Origin of the sequence: Nitratidesulfovibrio sp. D1 (assembly GCF_051133415.1) — a bacterium.
Taxonomy (GTDB): domain Bacteria; phylum Desulfobacterota; class Desulfovibrionia; order Desulfovibrionales; family Desulfovibrionaceae; genus Cupidesulfovibrio.
Map to the genome: position 1 here is coordinate 68547 of NZ_JBPGNZ010000004.1, position 22826 is coordinate 91372.

Genomic DNA, 22826 nt, shown 5'->3' on the forward strand with positions numbered 1-22826 from the left:
AATCCGGCCCACTGCAACCAACCCCAGCCCCGTTCTGCCCAGGCAGCCCACGCAGCCTGTCCAGCCTAGTCATGCCCCCGCTTGCGCGACATGATTTTCCCCGTTGCGGTCAGGCGGACGTGGCGCCGCACAGCCTTTCCGCAAGCAGCGCGGCCCGGTCCTCGTCGGCCGTGGCCAGCAGTTCCTCGAACAGTTCCCCCGGCAGCACCCCCGGATCGTAGTCCAGCGTGAGCGTGGAGGTGAACACGTCGAAGCGTGTCCCGCGCAGGCCCGGCCACGTTTCGGGCGTCAGGGCGCGCAACTGCGCGGCGGCCGGATGCCGGAGGACGGCGAGGTCCACCTTGAGCCGCAGCCTGCCGGGAGTATGATCGGCAATCTTCAGAAATTTCCTGAGGGCCACAAGTACACGTGGGTTCATATTTCGTCGCGTTCTCCTGTGATACCCGGCGACGCCGGGCGTCACACCCTACGCCGCAGGGCCCGCAGACGCAAGCGAATGCAGGAAAACGCGCCGATGCGGCCCCATCCGCGAGTCTATACGCCGGAGCGGGACAATGCCGCCGCAGGGCCGCAACACCGCCCTCAGGATGCGTCGCGCGGGCCGGGCGCGCCGCGCCCCGTGGCCTGCGGCGCGGGCGCCAGACGGCGGCGCTGCGCCACCGAGGCCACCTTGCGCAGCATGGAGTCCATGTCGAAGGGAATCAGGATGTCGTCGTCGATGCCCCGCTTCATGCACTGGATGGAAAGCCGCACCTGGTCGGGGCGGACCATCAGGATGACCCCCATGTGCGGGGCCAGCCGCCGCGCCGAATCCAGCAGGCCCAGCGGGCAGGGCGGCCCTTCGGCGCAGCCGAACACGAAGACGCTGAACCCGCCCGTGGCCAGCAGGCGGCGGGCGTCGTCGGGCTCCGCCGCCACCACGCAGGCGCTGCCGCCGCCGCCCAGCAGTTCGGCCACGTGCCGGGCGAAGGCGGTATCGGTATCGAACACCAGCACCGAGGTCATCCACATGATGCACCGGCCCTTGTCCCGTTGTCCCGGCCGGAAGCGACATCCGGCCCGGACATGTCGTCGCCCGTCGCCGGGCGGGGGTTGCAGGTTGAAGACAGTGCTCACGCGCGCATACGGCAATGCCTCGTGAAAACGATAGCAAGGCTCGTTCCAGCTGCATTTCCCGCATTGTCGCGGCATGTTGGCGACCGCATACTTCGCGTTGGCCTGCCCGCCTGCGGCGGATGCGCGCCCGAAAGAGCGCGCCACGCATCATTATGCAACACTTTGCATCATCGGCGCGGCGCAGGGAACGCACGCGAAAGGAGCACGTGGAGAAAAGGAACGCGTGAAGAAACTGAAGAACACGCCCCGGCGCGGGCGCTACACCCCGCCCAGAACGGCGTCGGCCTTCAGGGTGCCCGCCAGCAGCGCCCCGATGACCGCGTCGCGCCCGCCCACCACACCGTCCAGCACGGTGATGCGCTTCCAGGTGAGATAGTCGTGGAATTCCTGCTCGATGCCGCAGCAGACCACGGTGGTGACGTTCTCGGTCAGGATGATCCGGCACAATTCCTCGGCCGTGGCGCTGGCCAGCACCATGGTGCGCGAGCGGGCCAGCCCGCCCTCGCCGTCGATGCGGCCCAGCCACGCCTCGGTGGCCCGGTCGAACCGGGGGGCCACCGCATCGCGGTGCAGGGCCACGAGCACGTTGCCGCGCATGGCGTTCTCCCTGGCGGCCGCCCTTGGCGGCGTTGCGTTGCCCGTGGCGCCGCTCATCTGTCCAGCCCGTACTGGCGCATCTTGCGCCACAGCGTGGTGCGGGCCCAGCCCAGTTCCGCCGCCGCCGCGCCACGCCGCCCGCGCGCCCGCACCAGGGCATCCATGATCAGGCGGCGCTCCGCCTCGGCCCACGTGGCGTCGGCCCGCGCATCATCGTCCACGGCCGGGAATTCCGGAGACGCAACCGCGCCCCCGCCCTTGCCCACCGGCCCGGCGCCGCCCGTGCCGTCCTGGCCGCCCCCGTGATCGGGGCCATCGGGCTCGCCGGTTTCCTCCAGCAGGTAGCGGGGCAGGTGCGGCAGGTCCACATGGGTGTCCTGGCAGACATTGACGCAGTATTCCACGATGTTGCGCACCTCGCGTACGTTGCCGGGGTAGGCGTGGCGCAGCAGCGCCCGCTCCGCCGCCGGGGTGAACCCGGCCAGCCGCTTGCCGAACATGCCCGCGTACACCTTGAGGTAGTGCGCCAGGAACAGGGACACGTCGTCGCCCCGCTCGCGCAGGGGCGGCAGGTGGAACCGGACGACGTTCAGGCGGTACAGCAGGTCTTCCCGAAAGCGCCCCTCGCGCACCATGTGGCGCAGGTCGCGGTGGGTGGCGGCGATGATGCGCACGTCCACGTGCACCCCGCGCGTGGAGCCCAGCGGGTGGATGATCTTGTCGTCCAGAAAGGTCAGCAGCTTGACCTGCAACGGCAGGGGCAGGTCGCCCACCTCGGTGAGGAACAGCGTGCCGTTGTGGGCCAGCCGGAACCGGCCGGGCTTGTTCTCCGACGCCCCGGTAAAGGCGCCCTTCTGGTGCCCGAACAGTTCCGATTCCAGCAGGCTTTCCGGCAGCGCGCCGCAGTTCACCTTGACGAACGGCCCCTTGGCCCGGCTGGAGGCGTTGTGCACCGCCTCGGCCAGCAGGTCCTTGCCGGTGCCCGTCTCTCCGGTGACCAGCACCGAGGAATCGGTCTGGGCGATGCCGGGCAGCAGCCGGAACACCCGCTCCATCTCGGGGCTGTGCCCCAGCATGTCGCCGAAGCCCTGCGGCCATTCGGGCCGGGCCTCGGCCGGGCGGAACAGGCGCAGATCCTCCAGCGTTTCGAAATAGCCCACCCGGCTGCCGTCGGGGGCGGTCAGCGCGCCGCAGGTCACCCGCACGGGGATGCGCGCCCGGTCGGCGTTGACGATGTCCGCCTCGCGCGCCACCGGGGCCACGGCGGCCGGGGGCGACTTGTCCACCACGTCCAGCGGGCAGCCGCCGGTGCACAGGCTGCACCGAAACACGTAGCGGCACGGCAGGTTCTGGGCCCGCTCGCGCGACATGGCCGTAAGGGCGCAGGCGGCCTGGTTCAGGAATATCACCCGCCGCTCGGCCGAAACCAGCGCCAGCGGCAGGGGAATGCGATCCAGCAGGGTGCGCGCCGCCACCGGCTGGTCGAACAGCCCCTGCAACAGCGGCACCAGCGCCGCGCCCATGCCCTGCCCCGCTCCCTCGGCCATCACCGCTCCCGTTCCCTTGGGGTCCGTTGCCCCGCTCCCCACCCTGGCCGGTGTGCGAAACAACAACGATGCAAAACGTTGCAAAATCTTTCACAAGGCTAGCCCATTCACCGCACCGGAGCAAGCAGGACCTTGCATAAAACATACAACATATTGAAATAACAGGGCTACAACGATATGTGAATTATGGAACGAAGCTTGCTCCTGCCCTGATCCTGAACCGACGCACCGCGAGCGCACACCGCAGGGGGCAGTGCCGCCGTCGACGCCGTTTTCAAATGAGGAGCACCTTCATGGGGATCAAGACCAGACTGTACCTGCTGCTCGCTTCCGTTCTCGTGGCCCTGGCCGCCATCGTGGCCGCCAGTTGGGTGGGCTCGGCCAAGGTCGAGCGGGCCCTGGAACTGCGGGCCCTGGCCGTGGACGCCAACACGGAGCTGTTGCAGGCCCGCCGGCAGGAAAAGAACTTCCTCATGCGCAAGGAACAGCAGTGGGCGGACAAGACCCGCAAGCACATCACCACGGTGGATTCGCTGCTGCAACGCATCGCGGCGGCCGACCCCGGCAACGCGGCCATGTGCGACAAGGGCCGGTCCACCCTGGCCCGCTACAACGCCTCTCTGGACGAGGTGTTCCGCACGGTGACCGAAACCGACGCCATGATCCAGGCCGGGCGGTCCGTGGAACCGGCGCTGGCCGACATCCGCAAGGCCTACGAGGAAAAGGCCGACGAGATTTCCGGCCTGGTCAAGACGGTGAACACGGTCATCGAGGCGGGCATGGGCGTGCTGATCACCCTGTTCGTGCTGGCCGTGATCTCGGGCATCACCCGTTCGCTGGCCGCCTTGCAGTCCTTCTCGCGCGAGGTGGCGGCAGGCAGGCTGGACGCCACGGCCAGCGGCAACCTGGCGGGCGAGTTCGGCCTGCTGCGCGACGACCTGACCGCCATGGTCGGCCGGTTGAAGGAAACCCTGAACGACTGTTCCGCCAAGGGCCAGGAGGCCAGCCACCAGGCCGAGCAGGCCCGCACCGCCATGCAGGCGGCCACCGCGCGCGAGCAGGAAGTGAGCGCGCTGGTGGAAACCATGCGCCGCGTGGCCGGAGAGGCCGCCGCCATCGCGGGCGACCTTACCGACGCCTCGCAGGAACTGGCCGCCCAGACCCAGCAGGTCAGCGCCGGGGCCGAGGTGCAGCGCGCCCGCATGGCCGAGACCGCCACCGCCATGGACCAGATGAACGCCACGGTCATGGAAATCGCCCGCAACGCCACCCTGGCCGCCGACGCCTCCAGGTCCACCCGCGAAGAGGCCCAGAAGGGCGCGCAGGTGGTGGAAAACGCCGGGCGGTCCATTTCGCGCGTGCACGAGATAGCCACCCGCCTGCGCGCGGACATGCAGTCGCTGGGGCGCGACGCCGAATCCATCGGCGAGGTCATCAACGTCATCAACGAAATCGCGGACCAGACCAACCTGCTGGCGCTGAACGCGGCCATCGAGGCGGCCCGCGCGGGCGACGCCGGACGGGGATTCGCCGTGGTCGCCGACGAGGTGCGCAAGCTGGCCGAAAAGACCACCAACGCCACCAAGGAAGTGGAAACGCGCATCTCGGCCATCCAGACCGCCGCCCAGCGCAACGTGAGCAACATGGACACGGCCACCCAGGCCGTGGGCGACGCCACCGGGCTGGCCGACGAATCGGGCGGGGCGCTGCGGCGCATCGTGGAGTTCGCGGACAACACCGCCGGGCAGGTGCAGTCCATCGCCGCCGCCAGCGAAGAGCAGTCGGCCGCGTCGGACCAGATCAGCCGCGCCGTCACCGAGGTCAACGACGTGGCCGCCGAATCGGCGCGGGGCATGGAGGCGGCCAGCGAGGCCGTGCGCGCCCTGGCCGCCATGGCCGGGCGGCTGCGCACCATCATCCAGCAGATGGACGGAAGCAAGCGCTGATATCGGGCGCACGCGGCACCCGCTACCGGGATCCGGAAAAGGCAACAGGCCCGGCGCGTTGAGCGCCGGGCCTGTCCTGCGTCGTCTCGCCTGTTCCGCCGGAGCGAAACCGGGAAGCGGCGGACGCGCACCGCCTGTCGCGAACCGGTCCGGGACTGCCGACATGCCGGGCCGGGCGAAGGGCGGATTCGCCGTGTGGAGGCAGGGCGATTCGGAACTTCGCGCCGTCACGAAAGGGGCGGCGGGGAGAAGAGGGGGGGGGCCAGGGATGTGGGCGTCCCTGGCCCCTCGGGGCAAGAGGGAGAACCGGACAGGCATGATCGGCGGAGCCGGGAGCATTGGCCCCGTTGTTCTCGTCTCTCAAATCGTCCCCGGCAGGGCGGCGGCCCGCCGTTGGGGACGCGGGTACTCTCGTTTCTCTGCGCCATGGCTGCGCATGGCAGCCGGGACGTACAACCGGCCAGCCCGCAAACTGTGCGACCAACCAGACACAATTCCTGCTTAGTCGAGTTCCTGGCAGGAGTCCAGCATTTCGCCGTAGCTTTTCGTGATTTTTTTAGCAAATCATCCCGGCATATTACCCCCCCCCTGACGCTCCCGGCAGTGGGCACATGCGTTGGCGGCAATTCCTACTCCGCAAGACGGATGACCACTTCCGACCCCGGCGAATAGCCCTTCAGTTCCGCCAGCATGCCCTTCAGCGCGCCGGACACGATGCGCGCCACGAAGGGGTTCAGCCCCAACTGGTGCCCGTTCACCGTCACCGACAGAGGCCCGTCCACGGAACAGCAGTCGCCCGGCGCGGCCTGATGGGCCACCACCATGCGGGCGAGCCCGGCACAGTCCTGCTGCCCGCAGGCGCCGCAATCCAGCCCCGGCAGCACGAAGCCGCGTTCGGCCACCAGTTCCGCCAGCGCGTCCACGCTGGCCGCGTCGAACCGGGGCAGCCCTTCCGCGCCCACCGGGCCGAAGGTGGCCAGCGCCAGCCCCCTGTCCAGGGCCTGGGCCTCGCCCGCCTCGCGCAGGCACAGCACGCGCGGCAGCCAGCCAAGGCTCTTGCCGCCCTCCACCAGCAGCACGTCGGCCCGCACCAGCGGCAGCAGGTCGGCCAGGTGCCGCCGGGTGGACCAGAACACCGCGCACTCGCCCTCGGCGATGCCGATGACCGTGCGCCCCGGCTTCATCAGCCGGGCGGTGTCGGTTTCCGCCTTGTCCAGGCTGTGGTGGGTGTGCTTGGCAACGGCCACGGTCAGTCCGCGCGCCTCCAGCGCGTCGGCCAGCAGCGCGGTGCAGGTGGTCTTGCCCGAATTCTTGAACCCGATGATGCTCACTGCCTTCACGGCGTCCTCCGTATGACTGGTGTGGCCAACGCGCGGTCCCGCGCGCCGTTCCGCGTGTGGTCTCTTTGGTTTCCATCCTAGCGTCGCCCCGGTTCCGGCACAAGCCGGTCCCGGAAAAAGGAGCGCCGCCCGCGCGCCCGTTTTCCCGGCAGGGGAACACGGACGCGGCGGACGGCGCAGGGTGCCTCGTTGCGCGGCGGGGACAGGCGGGAACCGTCCCCGCCACCCGAAGGAGGCAGGGATGATACGGGAAACATCGGCCCGCCGCGCCTTGCCGAAAACGCGGCGCGGCGGGCCGGGGTATGTCCGCCGGGCTACGCGCGCGCCCGGAACAGCTTGGCGAACAGCTGCTTGCGGGTAAGCGGGCCGGATTCAAGCTCCGCCACGGCGTGCGTGAAGTAGCTCTTGGGATCGCGCTGGAACAGGTACACCACGCGCACGTCGTCGGGGTCGCCAAGGACGGCGTTGGGGTGCTTCTTCTTCACCTCGGCCAGGCGCTGTTCCGCCATGGCCATGATGTCCGCCTCGTCGCCGAAGTTCATGCACCCGGTGGGGCAGGTCTTCACGCAGGCGGGCAGCAGGCCGTTCTGCACGCGGTCGTTGCACATGTCGCACTTGGACAGCAGGCCGGTGGCCTCGTCGCGGCGCGGAATGTCGTACGGACAGGCCGCGCGCACCATCTCGCCGTCCACCTTGGCGGTGAGTTCGGTGAAGATGACGGCTCCGGTCTCCTCGTCCTTGAGCACCGCGCCTTCAAGGTCAACGTCCGCCTGGCCCTTGCAGGGGGGCTCGACACAGTGACGGCACTGTTCCGGAAAGAACAGCCAGTCCATCTTCTTGTCGAACACGCCCTCCTCGAAGCGCACCGTCTTCAGGGTGACGTACGAGAGGTCCGGCGGGTTCTGGTGCGAGCCGGTGTTGCGGGTTTCCTCGGCGGGCAGGTTCTTCCACTGCTTGCAGGCTATCTGGCAGCCACGGCAGCCGGTGCACCGGGTAAGGTCGATGAAGAACATCTTTCCCATGACTACTTGCCTCCCACCTTGCGGATATCGACCATGAACGCCTTGGTCTCGGGGATGCCGGTGTTCGGGTCGCCCGCCGACGGCGTGAGCAGATTGGCCGTGTCGCCGCCGTTGCGCGGCACCATCCAGCCATAGTGCCAGGGCAGGCCCACCATATGGATTTCGGCGCCCATGACCTTGTACGGCCTGATGCGTTCGGTGACGATGGCCACGGCCTCAAGCGAGCCGCGCAGGCTCGAAACCTTGACGCGGTCGCCGTTCCCGATGCCGCGCAGCTTGGCCAGTTCCTTGCTGATCTCGGCGAAGATCTCGGGCTCCGCCTCCACCAGCCAGGCGCAGCGGCGGGTCATCAGGCCGGTCTGCCAGTGTTCGGTGACGCGGTAGGTGGTGCCGATGAAGGGGAACTTCGGATCGCACACCGCCGCCTTTTCGCCCTCGATCTTGAAGGCCACCGGGTTGTGCAGCTGCTTCGAGAACGGGTTCTTGGAAACCGGGCACTCCAGCGGTTCGTAGTGCTCGGGGAAGGGGCCTTCCTCGCGGCCGGGGCCGTACAGCGCGCCGAAGCCGTGCGTCTGCATGATGAACGGGTGCCTGGCGCCGGGGTCGCCGCCGCCGTCCACCACGTCGCCCACCCACTTGCCGTCCTTCCATTCGATGACGGCCTTGTCCGGGTTCCACGGCTTGCCGGTCTTGTCCACCGAGGCGCGGTTGTAGATGATGCGCCGGTTCACCGGCCAGCAGAACGACCAGTTGGGGAACAGGCCGATGCGCGCCTGCTCCGGCGTCTGCGCGGTGTCGCGGCGGGCCATCTGGTTGCCCGCGTCGGTGAACGACCCGGCGTGCAGCCAGTTCCCGGAACAGGTGGAGCCGTCCGCCGTCAGGAAGGCGAACGAGGGCACCTGCTGCCCGGCCTTGAACTGCTTGCCGCCCACTTCCGTGTCCTTCAGGAAGTAGCCGTTCATCAGTTTGGCGGTCTTGACCGGCGAGAACTCGTTGTGTTCTTCCCAGTCTTTGATGTTCAGCTTCAGGATGGGGTCGGCGTGCACGCCGCCTTCCTTGGCGTACAGGTCGCGGATCTTGTGCATCATCTCCAGCATGATGTCGCCGTCGGGCTTGGTTTCGCCCCACGGCTTGGGCCCGCGATAGCGCCACTGCATCCAGCGGCCGGAGTTGGCCACGGAACCTTCCTTCTCGATGGACACGGCGCACGGCAGGAAGAACACTTCCGTGCCGATTTCCTCGGGCTTCATGCCCGGCCCCTTCCAGAACGACGAGGTCTCGTTCTCGAAGAGGTTCACGTTCACCAGCCAGTCCAGCTTGCCCAGGGCGCGCCGGTTCTTGTTGGCGTTGGCGCCGCCGCAGGCGGGGTTCATGCCCCACGCGAAGCAGCCCTTCACGTCGCCCTTGTCCATCTTGTCGAAGATGTTCAGCCAGAAGTAGTAGGTGGCGGGCTTGGACGCATCGAGCTTGGGCATGATGCCGTAGGCGTCGGCCGGGGCCAGGTCCGGGTACAGGGCCTTCAGGTAGCTGGCCATGTACTTGGGCCGGTTCTGCCACCAGTTCACGCTCATGGGGTCCTTGGACTGCGGGGTGGCCGCGTTGTAGGCGTCGAGCGTGGCCTGCTTCGTGGTGGGCGTGGGGTTGTAGCCGGGCCAGATGTGGGCCAGCAGGCCCTGGTCGGTGGAGCCCTGCACGTTGGATTCGCCGCGCAGCGCGTTGACCCCGCCGCCCGCCACGCCGATGTTGCCCAGCAGCAACTGCACCATGGCCATGGCGCGGATGTTCTGCACGCCCACGGAATGCTGCGTCCAGCCCATGGCGTACATGATGGTGCCCGCCTTGTCCGGCTTGCCCGTGGCCGCGTAGGCCTTGTAGACCTTCAGCAGCAGGTCCTTGGGCGTGCCGGTGATGTCGGCCACCTTGTCCACGGTGTAGCGCTCGTAGTGCTTCTTCAGCAGGTTGAACACGCACCGGGGGTGCTTCAGCGACGGATCGCGCCTGGGCACGCCGTTCTCGTCCAGTTCAAAGGCCCACTGCGACTTGTCGTACTTGCGCTTGTCCGCGTCGTAGCCGCTGAACAGGCCGTCCTTGAACGAGAATTTCTCGCCCACGATGAGCGAGGCGTTGGTGTACTCGCGCACGTACTCCTCGAAATACAGCTTGTTTTCGAGGATGTACTTGATGAGCCCGCCAAGGAAGGGGATGTCCGCGCCCGAACGGATGGGGGCGTAGATGTCGCACTTTGCGGAAGTACGCGTGAAACGCGGGTCCACGTGGACCAGCGTTGCGCCCCTGTCCTGCGCGCGCAGCACCCACTTGAAGGAAATGGGATGGTTTTCGGCAGCGTTGCTGCCCATGATCAACACACAATCACTGTTCGCAAGATCGTTCCAGTGATTCGTCATCGCGCCGCGACCGAACGACTCTGCCAGAGCCGGTACAGTGGGGCTGTGTCAGATCCGCGCCTGGTGTTCGATGAACACCAGGCCGAGGCTTCTGAGGATGACCTGGTAGGCCCAGCATTCCTCGTTGTCCATGGCGGCGGAGCCGAACGAGGCGATGGCCTCGGTCCGGTTCACCGTTTCACCGGCCGCGTTGGCCAGCTGGAAGGATTCGTCGCGGGTCTTCTTGACGCGCCTGGCGATTTCGGTCAGCGCCCAATCCCATTCCACTTCCTTCCACTCGCCGCTGTTCGGCGCGCGGTACAGGGGCTTGGGCGAGCGGGCGTTGTTTTCGCCCAGCTGAAAGATGGACGCGCCCTTGGGACACAGGGAGCCTTCGTTGATGGGATGGTCCGGGTCGCCTTCCACGTTGACGGCGCGGCCCTCGCCATTCTTGGCGGTGTGGACGATGAGCCCGCAGCCCACCGCACAGTAGCAGCAGATCGAGGTGGTCTGCTTCGCCCACTGAAGTTTCTGGAGTTCGGCCCGCGCCACCGAGGGCGCAAGGCTGATCCCCAGCCCGCCGAACGCGCTGACCAGGGTGGCCGACGCGCCCAGCTTGAGAAATTGTCTGCGATTGACAGTCATCTTGCCTCCTTGCGTACCGGATACACCGTTGCCGCAGGGCGCCTGGATGCGGATGCGCCGGTGGCGCTCCGCGTTCAGCGCCCCCTGATTTCCCGTCCCAGTTCCACCAGCAGCGCATAGCCCGCGCGGCGGGGCGCGCGTTCCACGCCGCGCCGCCACGCCGCGTGCGGCCGGGCATCGCGCATCCGCCGCACGGGAATCCATGCCAGCAGGCGGGCGCGCGACGCCGCGAGCGCCAGGTCGTGTCCCAGGCCCGAGAACGGCAGCGGGGTATCCCCCGGCACCTCATGTGTTGCAGGGCATGCGAACATGGTCGTCCCCTTTCCCTGTGGTCCCGGCACCATGCCGGGCCCCTGCCCCCTCCGCGCCGTTCCCGGCGGCGCAAACGAGACATCTTTCCTGTTACAGCAGGGTGTTAGACGCGACCATGCACGGCGGCAACGGCCTGTTTCCTGCGCACGTTCCTGCACTGGCGCGGATTTTTTTGTGCCATCATTCGCACCCGTTACATGATGTCAGAAAGCATATAATAACGGTTTGGCACCAAGCCGTATCGCACCGGGAGCCTGCGTGTTTTCAGCAACATACCGGAATACAAAAGATAAGACCCACACCCGGAAAACCGGGCACGGGCCGAAAAATCACGAATCAGGTGCGAAACGGTGACGAATCGTCAGTGGAGGAGGTCGGGCACCCCGGCGTGATGGGGGCTGGCGGGCATTTCCAAGGGGTGTTTCTGGATTAGGATTTTCGTTCGTTGGCAAGGAAAACGAGCCTGCCATGAGGGAGTGCCTCAGCCGTTAGGCGAGCGCGCAGCGCGAGTCTTACGGATGAGGACCGCAGAGCGCGGCAGCCGTTAGGCGAGCTTGCGAGCCTTACGGATGGCGACCGCAACGCATACTCTTATCGTATTCAACCGAGCCTTAGCCGTTAGGCGAGCGCGCAGCGCGAGTCTTACGGATAAGGACAGCAAAGCTATGGCAGGAGAAGTTTGACGCCGCCAACGGGCGAAAAGACAATCCAGCCCCCCTACGGGCGGGATTCGTCCAGCTCCGGCACGTCCGGCACCATGTCGCACAGGTAGCGCACCAGCGTGGCGAACAGGTTTTCGCGCCGGTGGTTGAAGCGGAATTCCAGTTCCTTGAGGTACAGCGGAAAGCGCTGGGGCGACACGCCCTTGAAGGCGCGCAGCCGCCCCCCGGCGAATTTCCAGAACTCGCTCTGCGGTTCCGCCGGGCCGTCGGCCCGCCGCCGGATGTACTCGTAGGGCAGCGAATCGTCGCCGCATAGCACCAGCGCGTCGTAGTGGCGGTAGGGCGCGGTGTGCACCAGGTTGCCCGCCCGCTCGATGCGCAGGTGGAAATTGTGGTTGAAGTGGAACACCGTCTCGGCGGACAGGCCGGACACGAGGTCGATGAACACCCACCCGTTGCGCTCCAGGATGCCGAACACGGGAATGGGCACCTGCCCTCCCCCGCCCTTGGGCTCTCCGGTCAGCTTCTTGCCCTTCAGGTAGCTGCCAAGGCCGGTTTCCGGCCCCAGCAATTGCCGGGCGTCGGGGGCGTGGGCCAGGATGGCGAAGCGCGCCGTGGTCACGGCCTTGTAGGCGGCGTTGTACGAAAGGCCCAGTTCGGCGGCCAGGGTGTGCACCGTGGCCTCGCCCGCGTACAGGTGCAGCAGGCGCAGCCAGGTCAGCGGCGTGAGGTTGCCGTTGTTGATCCAGCGGCCGGAAAAGGGATGGAAGGTGTACTTGCAGCCCGCGCAGCGCCAGCGCCCGGCCGACAATTCGTACAGCCGTCCGCCGCCGCAACGCGGACAGAAGCTGCGCCCGCCCGGCCAGCAATGTTCCAGCAGATGGGCAAGGGCCGCCTCTTCCGAGGCAAGGCACGGCTCTTCCGGAAATGCATCCATGACAGTCTGGTAGCCCAACTCGCCCGGTGCGCGCAATGCACCCCCCGCCCCCTCAGTCTGACCGGCGCGCACCACCCGGCGCATGGCCTCCCTGGTGCTCATGGCAACGGCCCCGCCGCCGCCAGCACGCGGTCCAGGAACTCGGCCGGGGTACCCGCAAGCGCCCCGGCATGGGTGAACAGCACCCGGAACCCGTCGGCCTCGCGCCGCAGCACCCAGGTGAACGGCACCGGCAGGCCGCCCAATTGTTCGTGCACCGTCAGTTCCGGGTCGGCGAACAGGGGAAAGACCAGCCCGTGCCGCTGGCGGAAGGACTGCACCAGGTTCCAGCCGTCACCGGCGGCAATGCCCACGATGCGCACCCGCCCGGCCAGGCTGCCTGAACTGCCCGAACCGGCGGACGATATCCGCGCGTACAGGGCGCGCAGGGCCGGGGCCTCTTCCTGGCAGGGGGCGCAGAACCAGCTGTACATGTTCACGATGAACACCTGGCCGCGCAGGCCGGAAAGGCGGTCCGGCAACGGTTCGCCAGCCACGGGCGCGGGCATGGCCACGTCCGGGCCGCCGCCCCAGCCGGTTTCGGGCGAAGGGGAGGCCAGGGGAATGTCCGGAAAACGCGCCCCGGCGGGCCAGACATTCGCCAGACCGTCCTCCGCCACGCCCGCCTGTTCCGCCGGTGCCGCACCCTGTTCCGCATGGACGGCATGGGCCGGAAATACGGCGAACGCCAGCAGACAGACCGCCGCCAGCAGGCCGCACGGGCGAACTCTCACGGCCATGCGCGAAAAAAACGACGTCATCCGGACTCCCATGTGCGACGCGGCAGGTGGAGGATGGTGTGGGGCCGCGTTTCGTGACACCTTTAAAAAGTGTAGCCACGCTCCGCAGTTCTGACAACGGGGCACCGGCGCGCCCTCCGCCCGGAGACCGGCCAGCCGCGCCGCTTTCCGCGCCAGCGCGGCCGTTTCGGCGTCATGCCGCCCCCTTTTCTTCCGGTCTCGCGCACCCTTGAACTTTCCGCCATCGTCGGGCTACAGTCCGCACGGCGCGGCGCCGCCGCGCGCATCCGTCCCGGATTCCGCCCCAGATTCCGCGCGGGACTCCGCGGGACAACGCCCCGAGAGCAGGGAGAGCAAGTGTGACCACGCGCACCGCAGCATCGCGCGCCGCCGCCCGGCATCCGGCCTGCCGCCGCCCCGCGTGGCGCCGCCTGCCCGTGCTGGTGCTGCTGGCGTTGGCCCTCCTGCTGGCCGCCTGCGGCACGGACAGTCCCCGCCAGCCGGAAGACGCGGCCGCGCCGGGCGTCACCGACGAGGCCATCCACCTCGCCTCGTCCCTGGCCCTTACCGGGCATGCCAGCTACCTGGGCGTGCAGACCCTGCGCGGCGCGCTGTCGTACATCAACCACGTCAACGATACCGGCGGCGTGCACGGGCGGCGCATCATGCTCACCGCCGCCGACGACGGCTACGACCCGCCCCGCTGCCTGGCCAACACCCAGCGCTTTCTCATCGACGGCGACGTGTTCGCCCTGTTCAGCTACGTGGGCACGCCCACCACCATGCGCGTGCTGCCGCTGGTGGAAGAGGCGCGCATCCCGCTGGTGGGCATGTTCACCGGGGCCAACGGCCTGCGCGAGCCCTTCAACCGCTACGTGTTCAACGTGCGTGCCTCGTACTACCAGGAGACGGCCGCCGCCGTGCGTCACCTGGTGCGCGACCTGGGGCTAACGCGCATCGCCGTGTTCTACCAGTACGACGCCTACGGCTTCGACGGGCTGACCGGCACGGAAATCGCCCTGCGCGAACTGGGGCTGGCCCCGGTGGCGCGCGGATCGTACGTGCGCGGCACCACCAAGGTGGAGGAAGGGCTGCGCCGCATCCTGGCGGCCGACGCCCAGGCCGTGGTCATGGTGGGCACCTACGAGCCCTCGGCCCGGTTCATCCGCCTGGCGGAACAGGCGGGCCTGCACGCGGTGTTCCACTGCCTGTCGTTCACCGGGGCGGAAGAACTGGCCCGCCTGCTGGGCGATTCGCCGGTGAACCCGGTGACCATGTCGCAGGTGGTGCCGCCGCCCCGCGCCAAGGAAACCCCCGACCTGCTGGCCGCCGCCGCGGACTACGTGCAGCTGCTGCACCGCTACTTTCCCGACGAGACGCCCAACACCATCGGGCTTGAAGGATACGTCAACGCGCGCATCCTGGTGGAAGGGCTGCGCCGCGCCGGGCGCGACCTGACCCGCGAGAGCTTCGTGCAGGCCCTGGAATCGCTGCGCGACTATCCGCTGGGCGGCAGCACCTACGTGTCCTTTTCGCCCGAGAGCAGGCAGGGCATGAACCAGGTGTACTTCACCCGGCTGCATGACGAGCAGTTCGAGCTGATCCGCGACTTCCGCGAGGTGCGCCCCCTGCCCGCGCCCGCCCCTGCCCCCGCCCCTGCGCTGACGCCCGGCAAGCCCGCCGCCGCGCTGTCCTCCGTCCACTCCGCTCCCCCCGCCCACCCCGACGCGGAGGCGCTGCCATGATCCTGCGCCGCTTCCAGCGCCTGGGGCTGCAACAGAAGTTCTTCATCACCATCCTGGTGGTGATCATGGCCATCAGCGGCACCATCGCACTGCTGGCCCGGTGGATCCTGGTCTCCGGCCTGACGGCGGAACTGGAACTGCGCGGGGCGGCCATCGCCCACAGCGTGGCCGCGCGCGGGGCGGGCTACATCCTGGACAACGACGTGCCGCAGCTCGTGGGGCTGATCTTCGACGAGGCCCAGCTGCGCGAGCGGCACCAGTTCATCGCCTACATCTTCGTCACCGACCCCCAGGGCACGGTGCTGGCCCACACCTTCATCAAGCCCTTCCCCGAATACCTGCGCATGGCCAACCCCCTGCCCGACGGCGTGGCCAAGAGCGTGGAACTGGTGGACGTGATGGGCATGTCGGCCTACGACATCGCCGTGCCGGTGAAGGAAGGGCTGTACCGCATCGGCGACGTGCACGTGGGCCTGAGCAAGGACCACATGGACAGCCTGGTGGGCAAGCTGCGGGTGACCTTCCTGGGGTTCATCACGGCGGTGGTGGTGATCACCTTCTTCATCAGCCACTACCTCGCCCGGTACATCACCGCGCCGGTCACGCGGCTGACGCGCATCTCCGACGATCTTTCGCGCGGCAACTTCAACACCGCAGTGGACCTCGACGTGCCCCACGCCGGATGGGACATCCACGACTGTCCGGCCTACAGCGACACCGACCTGCCGTGCTGGCACTTCGACGAGCAGCTTCGGGGGGCGCGGCAGACGCCGGAAAAGCTGCACCGCTGCGCCACCTGCGTGTTCTACCGCAAGCGCGGCGGGGACGAGGTGATCCAGCTGGCCGACTCGTTCCGCAACATGGTGTGGTCCATCCGCCTGTACCGCAAGCGGTTGCAGGAATCGGAGGGCAAGTACCGCTCGCTGTTCGACAGCGGGCCGGACCCCATCTTCGTGGTGGACTGCACCGACCTGCGCATCCTGGACGCCAACCCGCGCGCCGTGGAGATGTACGGCTACACCCGCGCGGAACTGGACGGCCTGCCGCTCACCGTGCTGGGCGGCGACACCGTACGCGAATGCAGCGCCGTGTTCGACACCGTGTTCGACGGCGGCGACGCGGCGGGCGGCTGCCTGAACATTCCCAAGGCCATGCAGGTGCGCAAGGACGGCAGCGTGTTCCACGTCAACCTGCACGCCTGCCCCATCAGCTATCGCGGGCGGCCCGCCATCATCGTGTCCACCACCGACATCACGGAAATGATGGACAAGGACGCCCAGATCATCCAGGCGGCCAAGATGAAGTCGCTGGGCGAAATGTCCGCCGGGGTGGCCCACGAACTGAACCAGCCGCTCAACGCCATCCGCATGGGCAGCGACTTCCTGTCGCTGGTCATCGAGCAGGGGCTGCCGGTGCCGCAGTCGCGCCTGCACGAGGTGGCCCGCGACATCTGCGCCCAGGTGGACCGCGCCACGGAAATCATCAACACCCTGCGCTCGTTCGGCCGCAAGTCCGACGCGGTCATCGAACCGCTGGACGTCAACCGGCCCACCCGGGCCGTGCTGCCGCTGGTGGAACGCCAGTTCCTGCTCCAGAACGTGGAGGTGAAGCTGGATCTGGCCGAAGGACTGCCCCCGGTGCGCGCCCACGAGAACCGGTTGCAGCAGGTGTTCTTCAACCTGGTGACCAACGCCCGCGACGCCATCCTGGACCGCGCCCGCACCGACGGCGGCCTGCGCGGGGTGATCACCATCTCCACCCGGGCCGAGGGCGACACCGTGGTGGCCACCGTGGCCGACAACGGCGCGGGCATCCCCGAGGCGTTGCGCGAGCAGATATTCCAGCCGTTCTTCACCACGAAGGTCACGGGCCAGGGCATGGGCCTGGGGCTGTCCATCGTGTACGGCATCGTGCGCGACTACGGCGGCGACATCCGCATCGAAAGCACCGAGGGCAAGGGCACCGCGTTCCACGTGCGCCTGCCCGCCCACCGCGATACCCCGCCCCACGGCGGAAAAAAGGACGACAGCCATGCGCATCCTGGTGATTGACGACGAGGTGCCCACCCTGAAGATGTTCGGCCTGCTGCTGGAAGCGCTGGGCCATGCGCCCGTCACCGCCGAATCGGGCGAGGAAGGGCTGATCAGCTTCGACCGGGAACGCCCCGACGTGGTGCTGACCGACATCAAGATGCCCGGCATCGACGGCATGGACGTGCTGCGCGCCCTGAAGGAAGCGGACCCCCGCATCGAGGTCATCGTCATCACCGGCCACGGCGACACCGAACTGGCCATAGAGGCCCTGCACCTGGACGCCACCGACTTCATCAACAAGCCGGTGCGGCGCGAAGCGCTGGAGCACGCCCTGTCGCGGGCCGAGGAACGCATCCGCCTGAAGCGCGCCAAGGAGGAGGAAATCCGTCTGGTGGCCGGGCCGGGGGTGGATGCGGGGCCGGATGCCATAAAAGACGCGGCACAGGACGGGGCCGCCGTGGTGCGCATCCGCGGCACGGTGAACAGCCCGGCGGAACCGGTGCTGCGCCACGTGTTCGAAGAAGCGCTGCTGACCGGCGCGCCCACGGTGGTGCTGGACTTCGAGCCGTCCGTGTCGGTGAACGGCGCGGGCATCGCCGTGCTGGCAGAACTGGTGCGCCACGCCCGCACCCTGGGGCGCGCGGTGCGCATCACCGGGGTATCCGCCAACCTGTCCACCGTGTTCGACGTGGTGGGCATTGCCCACAACGCCACGGTGGAGGCGGCCAGCCCCCTCGAATAAGCGACAGCGGGCGGGCCACGGCGCGCGCCCGGCACCCCTCTGGACATGCCCCCTCCCCGGCGCTAGATAGGCGCAAAGGGCCACCGCCGCCGCGCCACGCGCTCCGGCGGCCATGGGCGTTGCGGCCTGGCGCAGGCCCGCACGCCCCACGGAAGTCCGCCCCACGGAAAGCTCGCCCCCACGGAAAGGTTCACCATGACCATCCGCGCCCTCATCGTCGATGACGAACGCCCCGCCAGGGACGAACTGGCCTACCTGCTCTCGGCCTACCCCGACGTGGAGGCCGCCGAGGCCGCATCGGCTGGCGAGGCGTTGCGCAAGCTGGCCGACGAGAGGTTCGACCTGGTCTTCCAGGACATCCAGATGCCGGGGCACGACGGCTTCCACGTCATGCGCGAGGCCCAATCCCAGGCCCAGCCGGGCGAGGCCGCGCCGCTGTTCGTCTTCGTCACCGCCTTCGACGAGCACGCCATCCGCGCCTTCGAGGAAAACGCCCTGGACTACCTGCTGAAACCCGTGGCCCCGGCCCGGCTGGCCCGTTGCCTGGACCGGGTGCGCGGTCGCCTGGCCACCGACGGCGCCCGGCCGTTGCAGAACGCCGTGGCCACCCTGCTGGGCGCGCTGGGGCACTCCAAGCCGGTGGAACGTCTGGCTGTCGAGCACGGCGGGCGCATCAGCCTCATCCCCACGCGCGACGTGGTGATGATCGAGGCCGAGGAAAAGCGCATCGTGGCCGTCACCGGCGAAGGCCGCCTGCCCTGCCACAACATGAACACCCTGGCCCGCGCGGAAGAACGCCTGGCCGGGCTGCCGTTCTTCCGGGTGAACCGGGCCGTGCTGGTGAATCTGGAGCGCATCGCCGAGTTTTCGCCGTGGATCAACGGCAAGTACCATCTGGTCATGAACGACGCGGACCGTACCGAGGTCACCGTCAGCCGCAACCGCGCGCGGGACTTCCGCGCCCGGCTGGGCGTCTAGCAGGGGGGCCGCATGGACCCGATACTTTCCCCGCACGTTCCGGAACTGTTCATCACCCTTACCCAGCGCTTCGGCCTGCTGCTGGCCGGGGGCTTCGCCATCATGACCTTCGCCCCGCTGGACAAGGTGGGGCCGGGCCGTTCGCGCCCGCTGTGGGCCACGGCCCTGCTGGTGGTCATGTTCGGCCTGTTCGGCATTCTCGGCACCTACACCGGCAACTTCGTGTTCCAGTCGTTCGCCAACCTGCGCGCCATGGGCGTGATCACCGCCGGGCTGTTCGGCGGGCCGGTGGTGGGCGCGGGGGCGGGGCTCATCGCCGCCGGGCACCGCTACCTCATCGACGTGGGCGGGTTCAGCGCGCTGCCGTGCGGCCTGGCCACGCTCAGCGAAGGGGTGCTGGCGGGGCTGGTGGCGTGGCGCTTTCCGGACCGGCGGCTGGACTGGGCCACGGCGCTGGCCCTGGGGCTGGTGGGCGAAACCTACCACATGGGCCTTGTGCTGTGGCTGGCCGTGCCCTTCACCGAGGCCGTGGAACTGGTGCGGGTGATCAGCCTGCCCATGATCCTCATCAACGCCATGGGCGCCGCGCTGTTCGTGCAGGCCCTGCGCCTGCAACTGCACTTCCGCGACCTGCGCGACTCCACCCAGGCCCGGCAGATCCTGTCCATCGCCAACCAGACCCTGACCCACCTGCGCTCGGGCCTCACGCGCTCGTCCGCGCAGGCCACGGCGGAAATCATCCTGGACGAGACCCACGTGGCCGCCGTGGCCCTGACCGGGGGCGACATGGTGCTGGCCCACGTGGGCGCCGGGTCCGACCACCACCTGGCCGGGTTCCACGTGCGCACCATGGCCACCCGCAAGGTGGCGGAAACGGGCGAACCGCTCTTCGTGCGCGACCGCGAATCCATCGGCTGCCGCCAGCCCGGCTGCCCGCTGACCGACGCCATCATCGTGCCCCTGCGCAAGGGCGGGGACATCCTCGGCTGCCTCAAGCTGTACGGCGTCAAGAACCGCCCGCTGGACCAGACCCGCTTCGAACTGGCCAAGGGGCTGGCCGACCTGTTCTCCACCCAGATCGAGCTGGAGGAGATCGGCATCAAGAACCAGCTCATCGCCCGCGCGGAAATCCGGCGGTTGCAGGCCCAGATCAACCCGCACTTCCTGTTCAACTCGCTGAACACGGTGGCCTCGTTCTGCCGCACCGCACCCGGCCAGGCGCGCGACCTGATCCTGGACCTGGCCCGGTACATGCGCCGCAACCTCGATTCCAGCCGGGGGGCCATCCGCCTGTCCGAAGAACTGGAACAGGTGCGCTCGTACCTGGTCATCGAGCAGGCCCGCTTCGGCGACCGCATCCGCGCCGACATCGACCTGGCCCCCGGCACGGCCGACTGGCTGGTCCCGCCCCTGCTCATCCAGCCCCTGGTGGAAAACAGCGTGCGCCACGGCATCCTGGCCCGCGAGGAGGGCGGGCTGGTGCGCCTGTCCGCCCACGCCGAGGACGACCACCTGCTGGTGACCGTGGAGGACGACGGCGCGGGCATGGACGACGACACCCGCAACGCCATCCTGGCCCCCGCCGCCAGCGACCTTTCGCCCTACGCGCCCCCCGCGCCCCAGCCCGACTCACACCTCGGCCCGCACCCCGGCCCCCACCTCCAGACCTGCGCCGACGTCACGGGCGAGAGCCTGAACGACGGCATCGGCGCGCGCAACTGCAACCAGCGTCTGGTGCAACTCTACGGCCCCTCGTACGCCATGCGCATCGACAGCGAACCCGGCCGGGGCACGCGCATCTCGTTCCGCATTCCCCGCCAGCAGTTGCAGTAGCCCCCGCCTCGCCGCCACCCGCCGGAAAAGAGCGGAAAATCCGGCCCGTTCCGCGCACGCCGCAGGGAACGGGCCGGCGCTTTTCCGCGCCCGGCGTCCCCGCATCCGCCCCCTTGCGCGTGCGCTTCGGCCCCCGGTTCCTCCACCCGGACCGCCTCCGCCGCACCCCGTCACGCACCCCCTGCATTTCGGGACCGTTTTCCTACCGCTCGCTCCGCAAAAGGTACCCGTTGCCGCCACCCGCATTGCAACACGCCGTTTTTCTCCGAATATGGGGCCGGGCGCGGGGACTGCGCGCAAGGCGCGCCCCCGGAACATCGACCACGGGCGTCACGGGCGCCACGGGCGAATCAACCGCATCACACGGAGGAAACGATGAACGCTTTGACGCTGGTCTTCGCGGCACTGTGCGTCTTCGCCATCGCCTACCGCTTCTACGGGCTGTTCCTGACCCGTACGGTCCTGGGCGTGAAGCCCGGCCGGCCGACCCCGGCGGTGCGCATGGCCGATGGCCACGACTACGTGGAAACCAACAAATACGTGCTGTTCGGGCACCATTTCGCGGCCATCGCGGCCGCGGGCCCGCTGCTTGGCCCTGTGCTGGCCGCGCAGTTCGGCTACCTGCCGGGCACGCTGTGGATCCTGGTGGGCTGTGTGGTGGCGGGCGCGGTGCACGACACCGTGGTGCTGTTCGCCTCCATCCGCCACAAGGGCCAGAGCCTCGCCTACATCGCGGGCAAGGAGATCGACAAGTTCACCGGTTCGGTGGCCTCGTTCGCGGTGCTGTTCATCCTCATCCTGACCCTGGCGGGCCTGTCCATCGCCGTGGTCAACGCCATGCACGACAGCGCCTGGGGCACCTTCACCGTGTTCGCCACCATTCCCATCGCGCTGCTGATGGGCGTGTACCTGCACGTGTGGCGCGACGGCGACGTGAAGGGCGCGTCCATCATCGGCGTGGTGCTGCTGGCCCTGGCCATCCTGGCCGGTCCGTACGTGGTCGAGCACCCGGTGCTGTCCTCGTGGTTCAACATGTCGCGCCACACCATCGCGCTGTCCATCCCGGTGTACGGCTTCGCCGCGTCGGTGCTGCCCGTGTGGCTGCTGCTGTGCCCGCGCGACTACCTGTCCACCTACCTGAAGATCGGCACCATCGTGGCGCTGGCCGTGGGCATCTTCTGGGTGCATCCCACCCTGCAGATGGAAGCCATCAGCCCGTTCGTGAGCGGCGGCGGCCCCATCATCCCCGGCGCGGTGTTCCCGTTCCTGTTCATCACCATCGCCTGCGGCGCGCTGTCCGGCTTCCACGCCATCATCGCCACCGGCACCACCCCCAAGATGATCGGCAGCGAACGCGACCTGCTGTTCGTGGGCTACGGCGCCATGCTCACCGAAGGCTTCGTGGCCATCATGGCCCTGATCGCCGCCTGCGTGCTGGTGCCCGCCGACTACTTCGCCATCAACACCGCCCCCGCCGTGTTCGCCAAGCTTGGCATGACCCCCGTGGACCTGCCCTACCTGGCCCAGGCCGTGGGCGAAAACATCCAGGGCCGTCCCGGCGGCGCGGTGTCGCTGGCCGTGGGCATGGCGCACATCTTCTCGTCCATCCCGTTCATGGAACACCTGATGTCGTACTGGTACCACTTCGCCATCATGTTCGAGGCGGTGTTCATCCTCACCGCCGTGGACACCGGCACCCGCGTGGGCCGCTTCTTCCTGCAGGAAATGATCGGCACGGTGATTCCCAGGTTCGCGGAAAAGCGCTGGATGCCCGGCATCCTGATCACCAGCGGCCTGTTCACGGCGTCGTGGGGCTACCTGGTGTACACCGGCGACATCTCGACCATCTGGCCCCTGTTCGGCATGTCCAACCAGTTGCTGGCGGCCGTGGGCCTTCTGATCGGCACCACCATGATCATCCGCATGAACAAGGCCAGGTACGCATGGATGACCGCCGTGCCCGGCCTGTCCATGGTGGGCATCACCTTCTGGGCCGGCTACCTGAACGTGATGAACAACTACCTGCCCAAGGGGCTGTACCTGCTCGCCACGCTGGCCATCATCGTCATGTGCCTGATGGCCGTGGTCATCGTGGGCACGGTGAAGCGCTGGATGCAGCTGCTGGCCATCCAGCAGACCGTGACCGACGAGGACGGCGACGAAGTGCTGGAAGTGGTGACGGAATAACCGCAAATCCGCGGCGCGCGG

Annotated in this window: 16 protein-coding genes and 1 pseudogene; 7 read left to right on the forward strand and 10 right to left on the reverse strand. The window is 68.3% G+C overall.

From position 1 onward, the window contains the following. Positions 1–109 precede the first annotated feature (109 nt). The 4 genes from ACR4XJ_RS08415 to ACR4XJ_RS08430 all read right to left on the reverse strand — a co-directional run bounded on the left by ACR4XJ_RS08415 (position 110) and on the right by ACR4XJ_RS08430 (position 3260). Positions 110–418, reverse strand: coding sequence for a hypothetical protein (locus ACR4XJ_RS08415; protein ID WP_333505443.1), 309 nt, complete (start codon positions 416–418; stop codon positions 110–112). Between the two features lie 164 nt (positions 419–582). Next, positions 583–1011 (reverse strand): histidine kinase, encoded by a 429-nt coding sequence (locus ACR4XJ_RS08420; RefSeq protein ID WP_434754811.1) that lies wholly within the window; start codon positions 1009–1011, stop codon positions 583–585. Between the two features lie 363 nt (positions 1012–1374). Then, positions 1375–1713 (reverse strand): dinitrogenase iron-molybdenum cofactor biosynthesis protein, encoded by a 339-nt coding sequence (locus ACR4XJ_RS08425; RefSeq protein ID WP_333505445.1) that lies wholly within the window; start codon positions 1711–1713, stop codon positions 1375–1377. Positions 1714–1766: 53 nt separating this feature from the next. Continuing rightward, a complete protein-coding gene (locus ACR4XJ_RS08430; protein ID WP_434754812.1) occupies positions 1767–3260 on the reverse strand; it encodes a sigma-54 interaction domain-containing protein in 1494 nt (497 codons plus the stop codon). Positions 3261–3553: 293 nt separating this feature from the next. Between ACR4XJ_RS08430 and ACR4XJ_RS08435 the strand changes: the two genes are divergently transcribed. Beyond that, the gene (locus ACR4XJ_RS08435; RefSeq protein ID WP_434754813.1) at positions 3554–5206 is read left to right on the forward strand and encodes a methyl-accepting chemotaxis protein; all 1653 of its coding nucleotides are present in this window, start codon (positions 3554–3556) and stop codon (positions 5204–5206) included. Positions 5207–5835: 629 nt separating this feature from the next. Here ACR4XJ_RS08435 and ACR4XJ_RS08440 read toward each other — a convergent pair. From ACR4XJ_RS08440 to ACR4XJ_RS08465, 6 genes and pseudogenes are all read right to left on the reverse strand, one after another. Next, a pseudogene (locus tag ACR4XJ_RS08440) lies at positions 5836–6555 on the reverse strand (molybdopterin-guanine dinucleotide biosynthesis protein MobB); the annotation flags it as partial. Positions 6556–6860: 305 nt separating this feature from the next. Further along, complete coding sequence (locus tag ACR4XJ_RS08445) at positions 6861–7568, reverse strand: 4Fe-4S dicluster domain-containing protein (protein ID WP_434754814.1); 708 nt, start codon at positions 7566–7568, stop codon at positions 6861–6863. Positions 7569–7570: 2 nt separating this feature from the next. Next, a complete protein-coding gene (fdnG, locus tag ACR4XJ_RS08450) occupies positions 7571–10597 on the reverse strand; it encodes a formate dehydrogenase-N subunit alpha (protein ID WP_434754815.1) in 3027 nt (1008 codons plus the stop codon). Positions 10598–10671: 74 nt separating this feature from the next. Beyond that, positions 10672–10908, reverse strand: coding sequence for a hypothetical protein (locus tag ACR4XJ_RS08455; protein WP_434754816.1), 237 nt, complete (start codon positions 10906–10908; stop codon positions 10672–10674). Between the two features lie 718 nt (positions 10909–11626). Next, the gene (locus ACR4XJ_RS08460; RefSeq protein ID WP_434755167.1) at positions 11627–12508 is read right to left on the reverse strand and encodes a transposase; all 882 of its coding nucleotides are present in this window, start codon (positions 12506–12508) and stop codon (positions 11627–11629) included. Between the two features lie 98 nt (positions 12509–12606). Beyond that, positions 12607–13308, reverse strand: coding sequence for a TlpA disulfide reductase family protein (locus ACR4XJ_RS08465; protein WP_434754817.1), 702 nt, complete (start codon positions 13306–13308; stop codon positions 12607–12609). A 338-nt stretch (positions 13309–13646) separates the two neighbouring features. Between ACR4XJ_RS08465 and ACR4XJ_RS08470 the strand changes: the two genes are divergently transcribed. The 6 genes from ACR4XJ_RS08470 (at position 13647) to ACR4XJ_RS08495 (ending at position 22805) form a co-directional block, all read left to right on the forward strand. Continuing rightward, a complete protein-coding gene (locus ACR4XJ_RS08470) occupies positions 13647–15032 on the forward strand; it encodes an ABC transporter substrate-binding protein (RefSeq protein WP_434754818.1) in 1386 nt (461 codons plus the stop codon). Next, positions 15029–17083, forward strand: a complete 2055-nt coding sequence (locus ACR4XJ_RS08475) for an ATP-binding protein (RefSeq protein ID WP_434754819.1) — start codon at positions 15029–15031, stop codon at positions 17081–17083. Before ACR4XJ_RS08470 ends, ACR4XJ_RS08475 begins: the two co-directional genes overlap by 4 nt. After that, a complete protein-coding gene (locus ACR4XJ_RS08480) occupies positions 17064–17807 on the forward strand; it encodes a response regulator (protein ID WP_434754820.1) in 744 nt (247 codons plus the stop codon). The genes ACR4XJ_RS08475 and ACR4XJ_RS08480 overlap by 20 nt, the downstream gene beginning before the upstream one ends. A 195-nt stretch (positions 17808–18002) precedes the next feature. Next, on the forward strand, positions 18003–18785 hold the full coding sequence (locus ACR4XJ_RS08485; protein ID WP_434754821.1) for a LytR/AlgR family response regulator transcription factor: 783 nt from the start codon (positions 18003–18005) through the stop codon (positions 18783–18785). 12 nt (positions 18786–18797) lie between these two features. Then, positions 18798–20618 (forward strand): LytS/YhcK type 5TM receptor domain-containing protein, encoded by a 1821-nt coding sequence (locus tag ACR4XJ_RS08490; RefSeq protein ID WP_434754822.1) that lies wholly within the window; start codon positions 18798–18800, stop codon positions 20616–20618. Positions 20619–20993: 375 nt separating this feature from the next. Continuing rightward, a complete protein-coding gene (locus ACR4XJ_RS08495; protein ID WP_434754823.1) occupies positions 20994–22805 on the forward strand; it encodes a carbon starvation CstA family protein in 1812 nt (603 codons plus the stop codon). Positions 22806–22826: the final 21 nt, after the last annotated feature.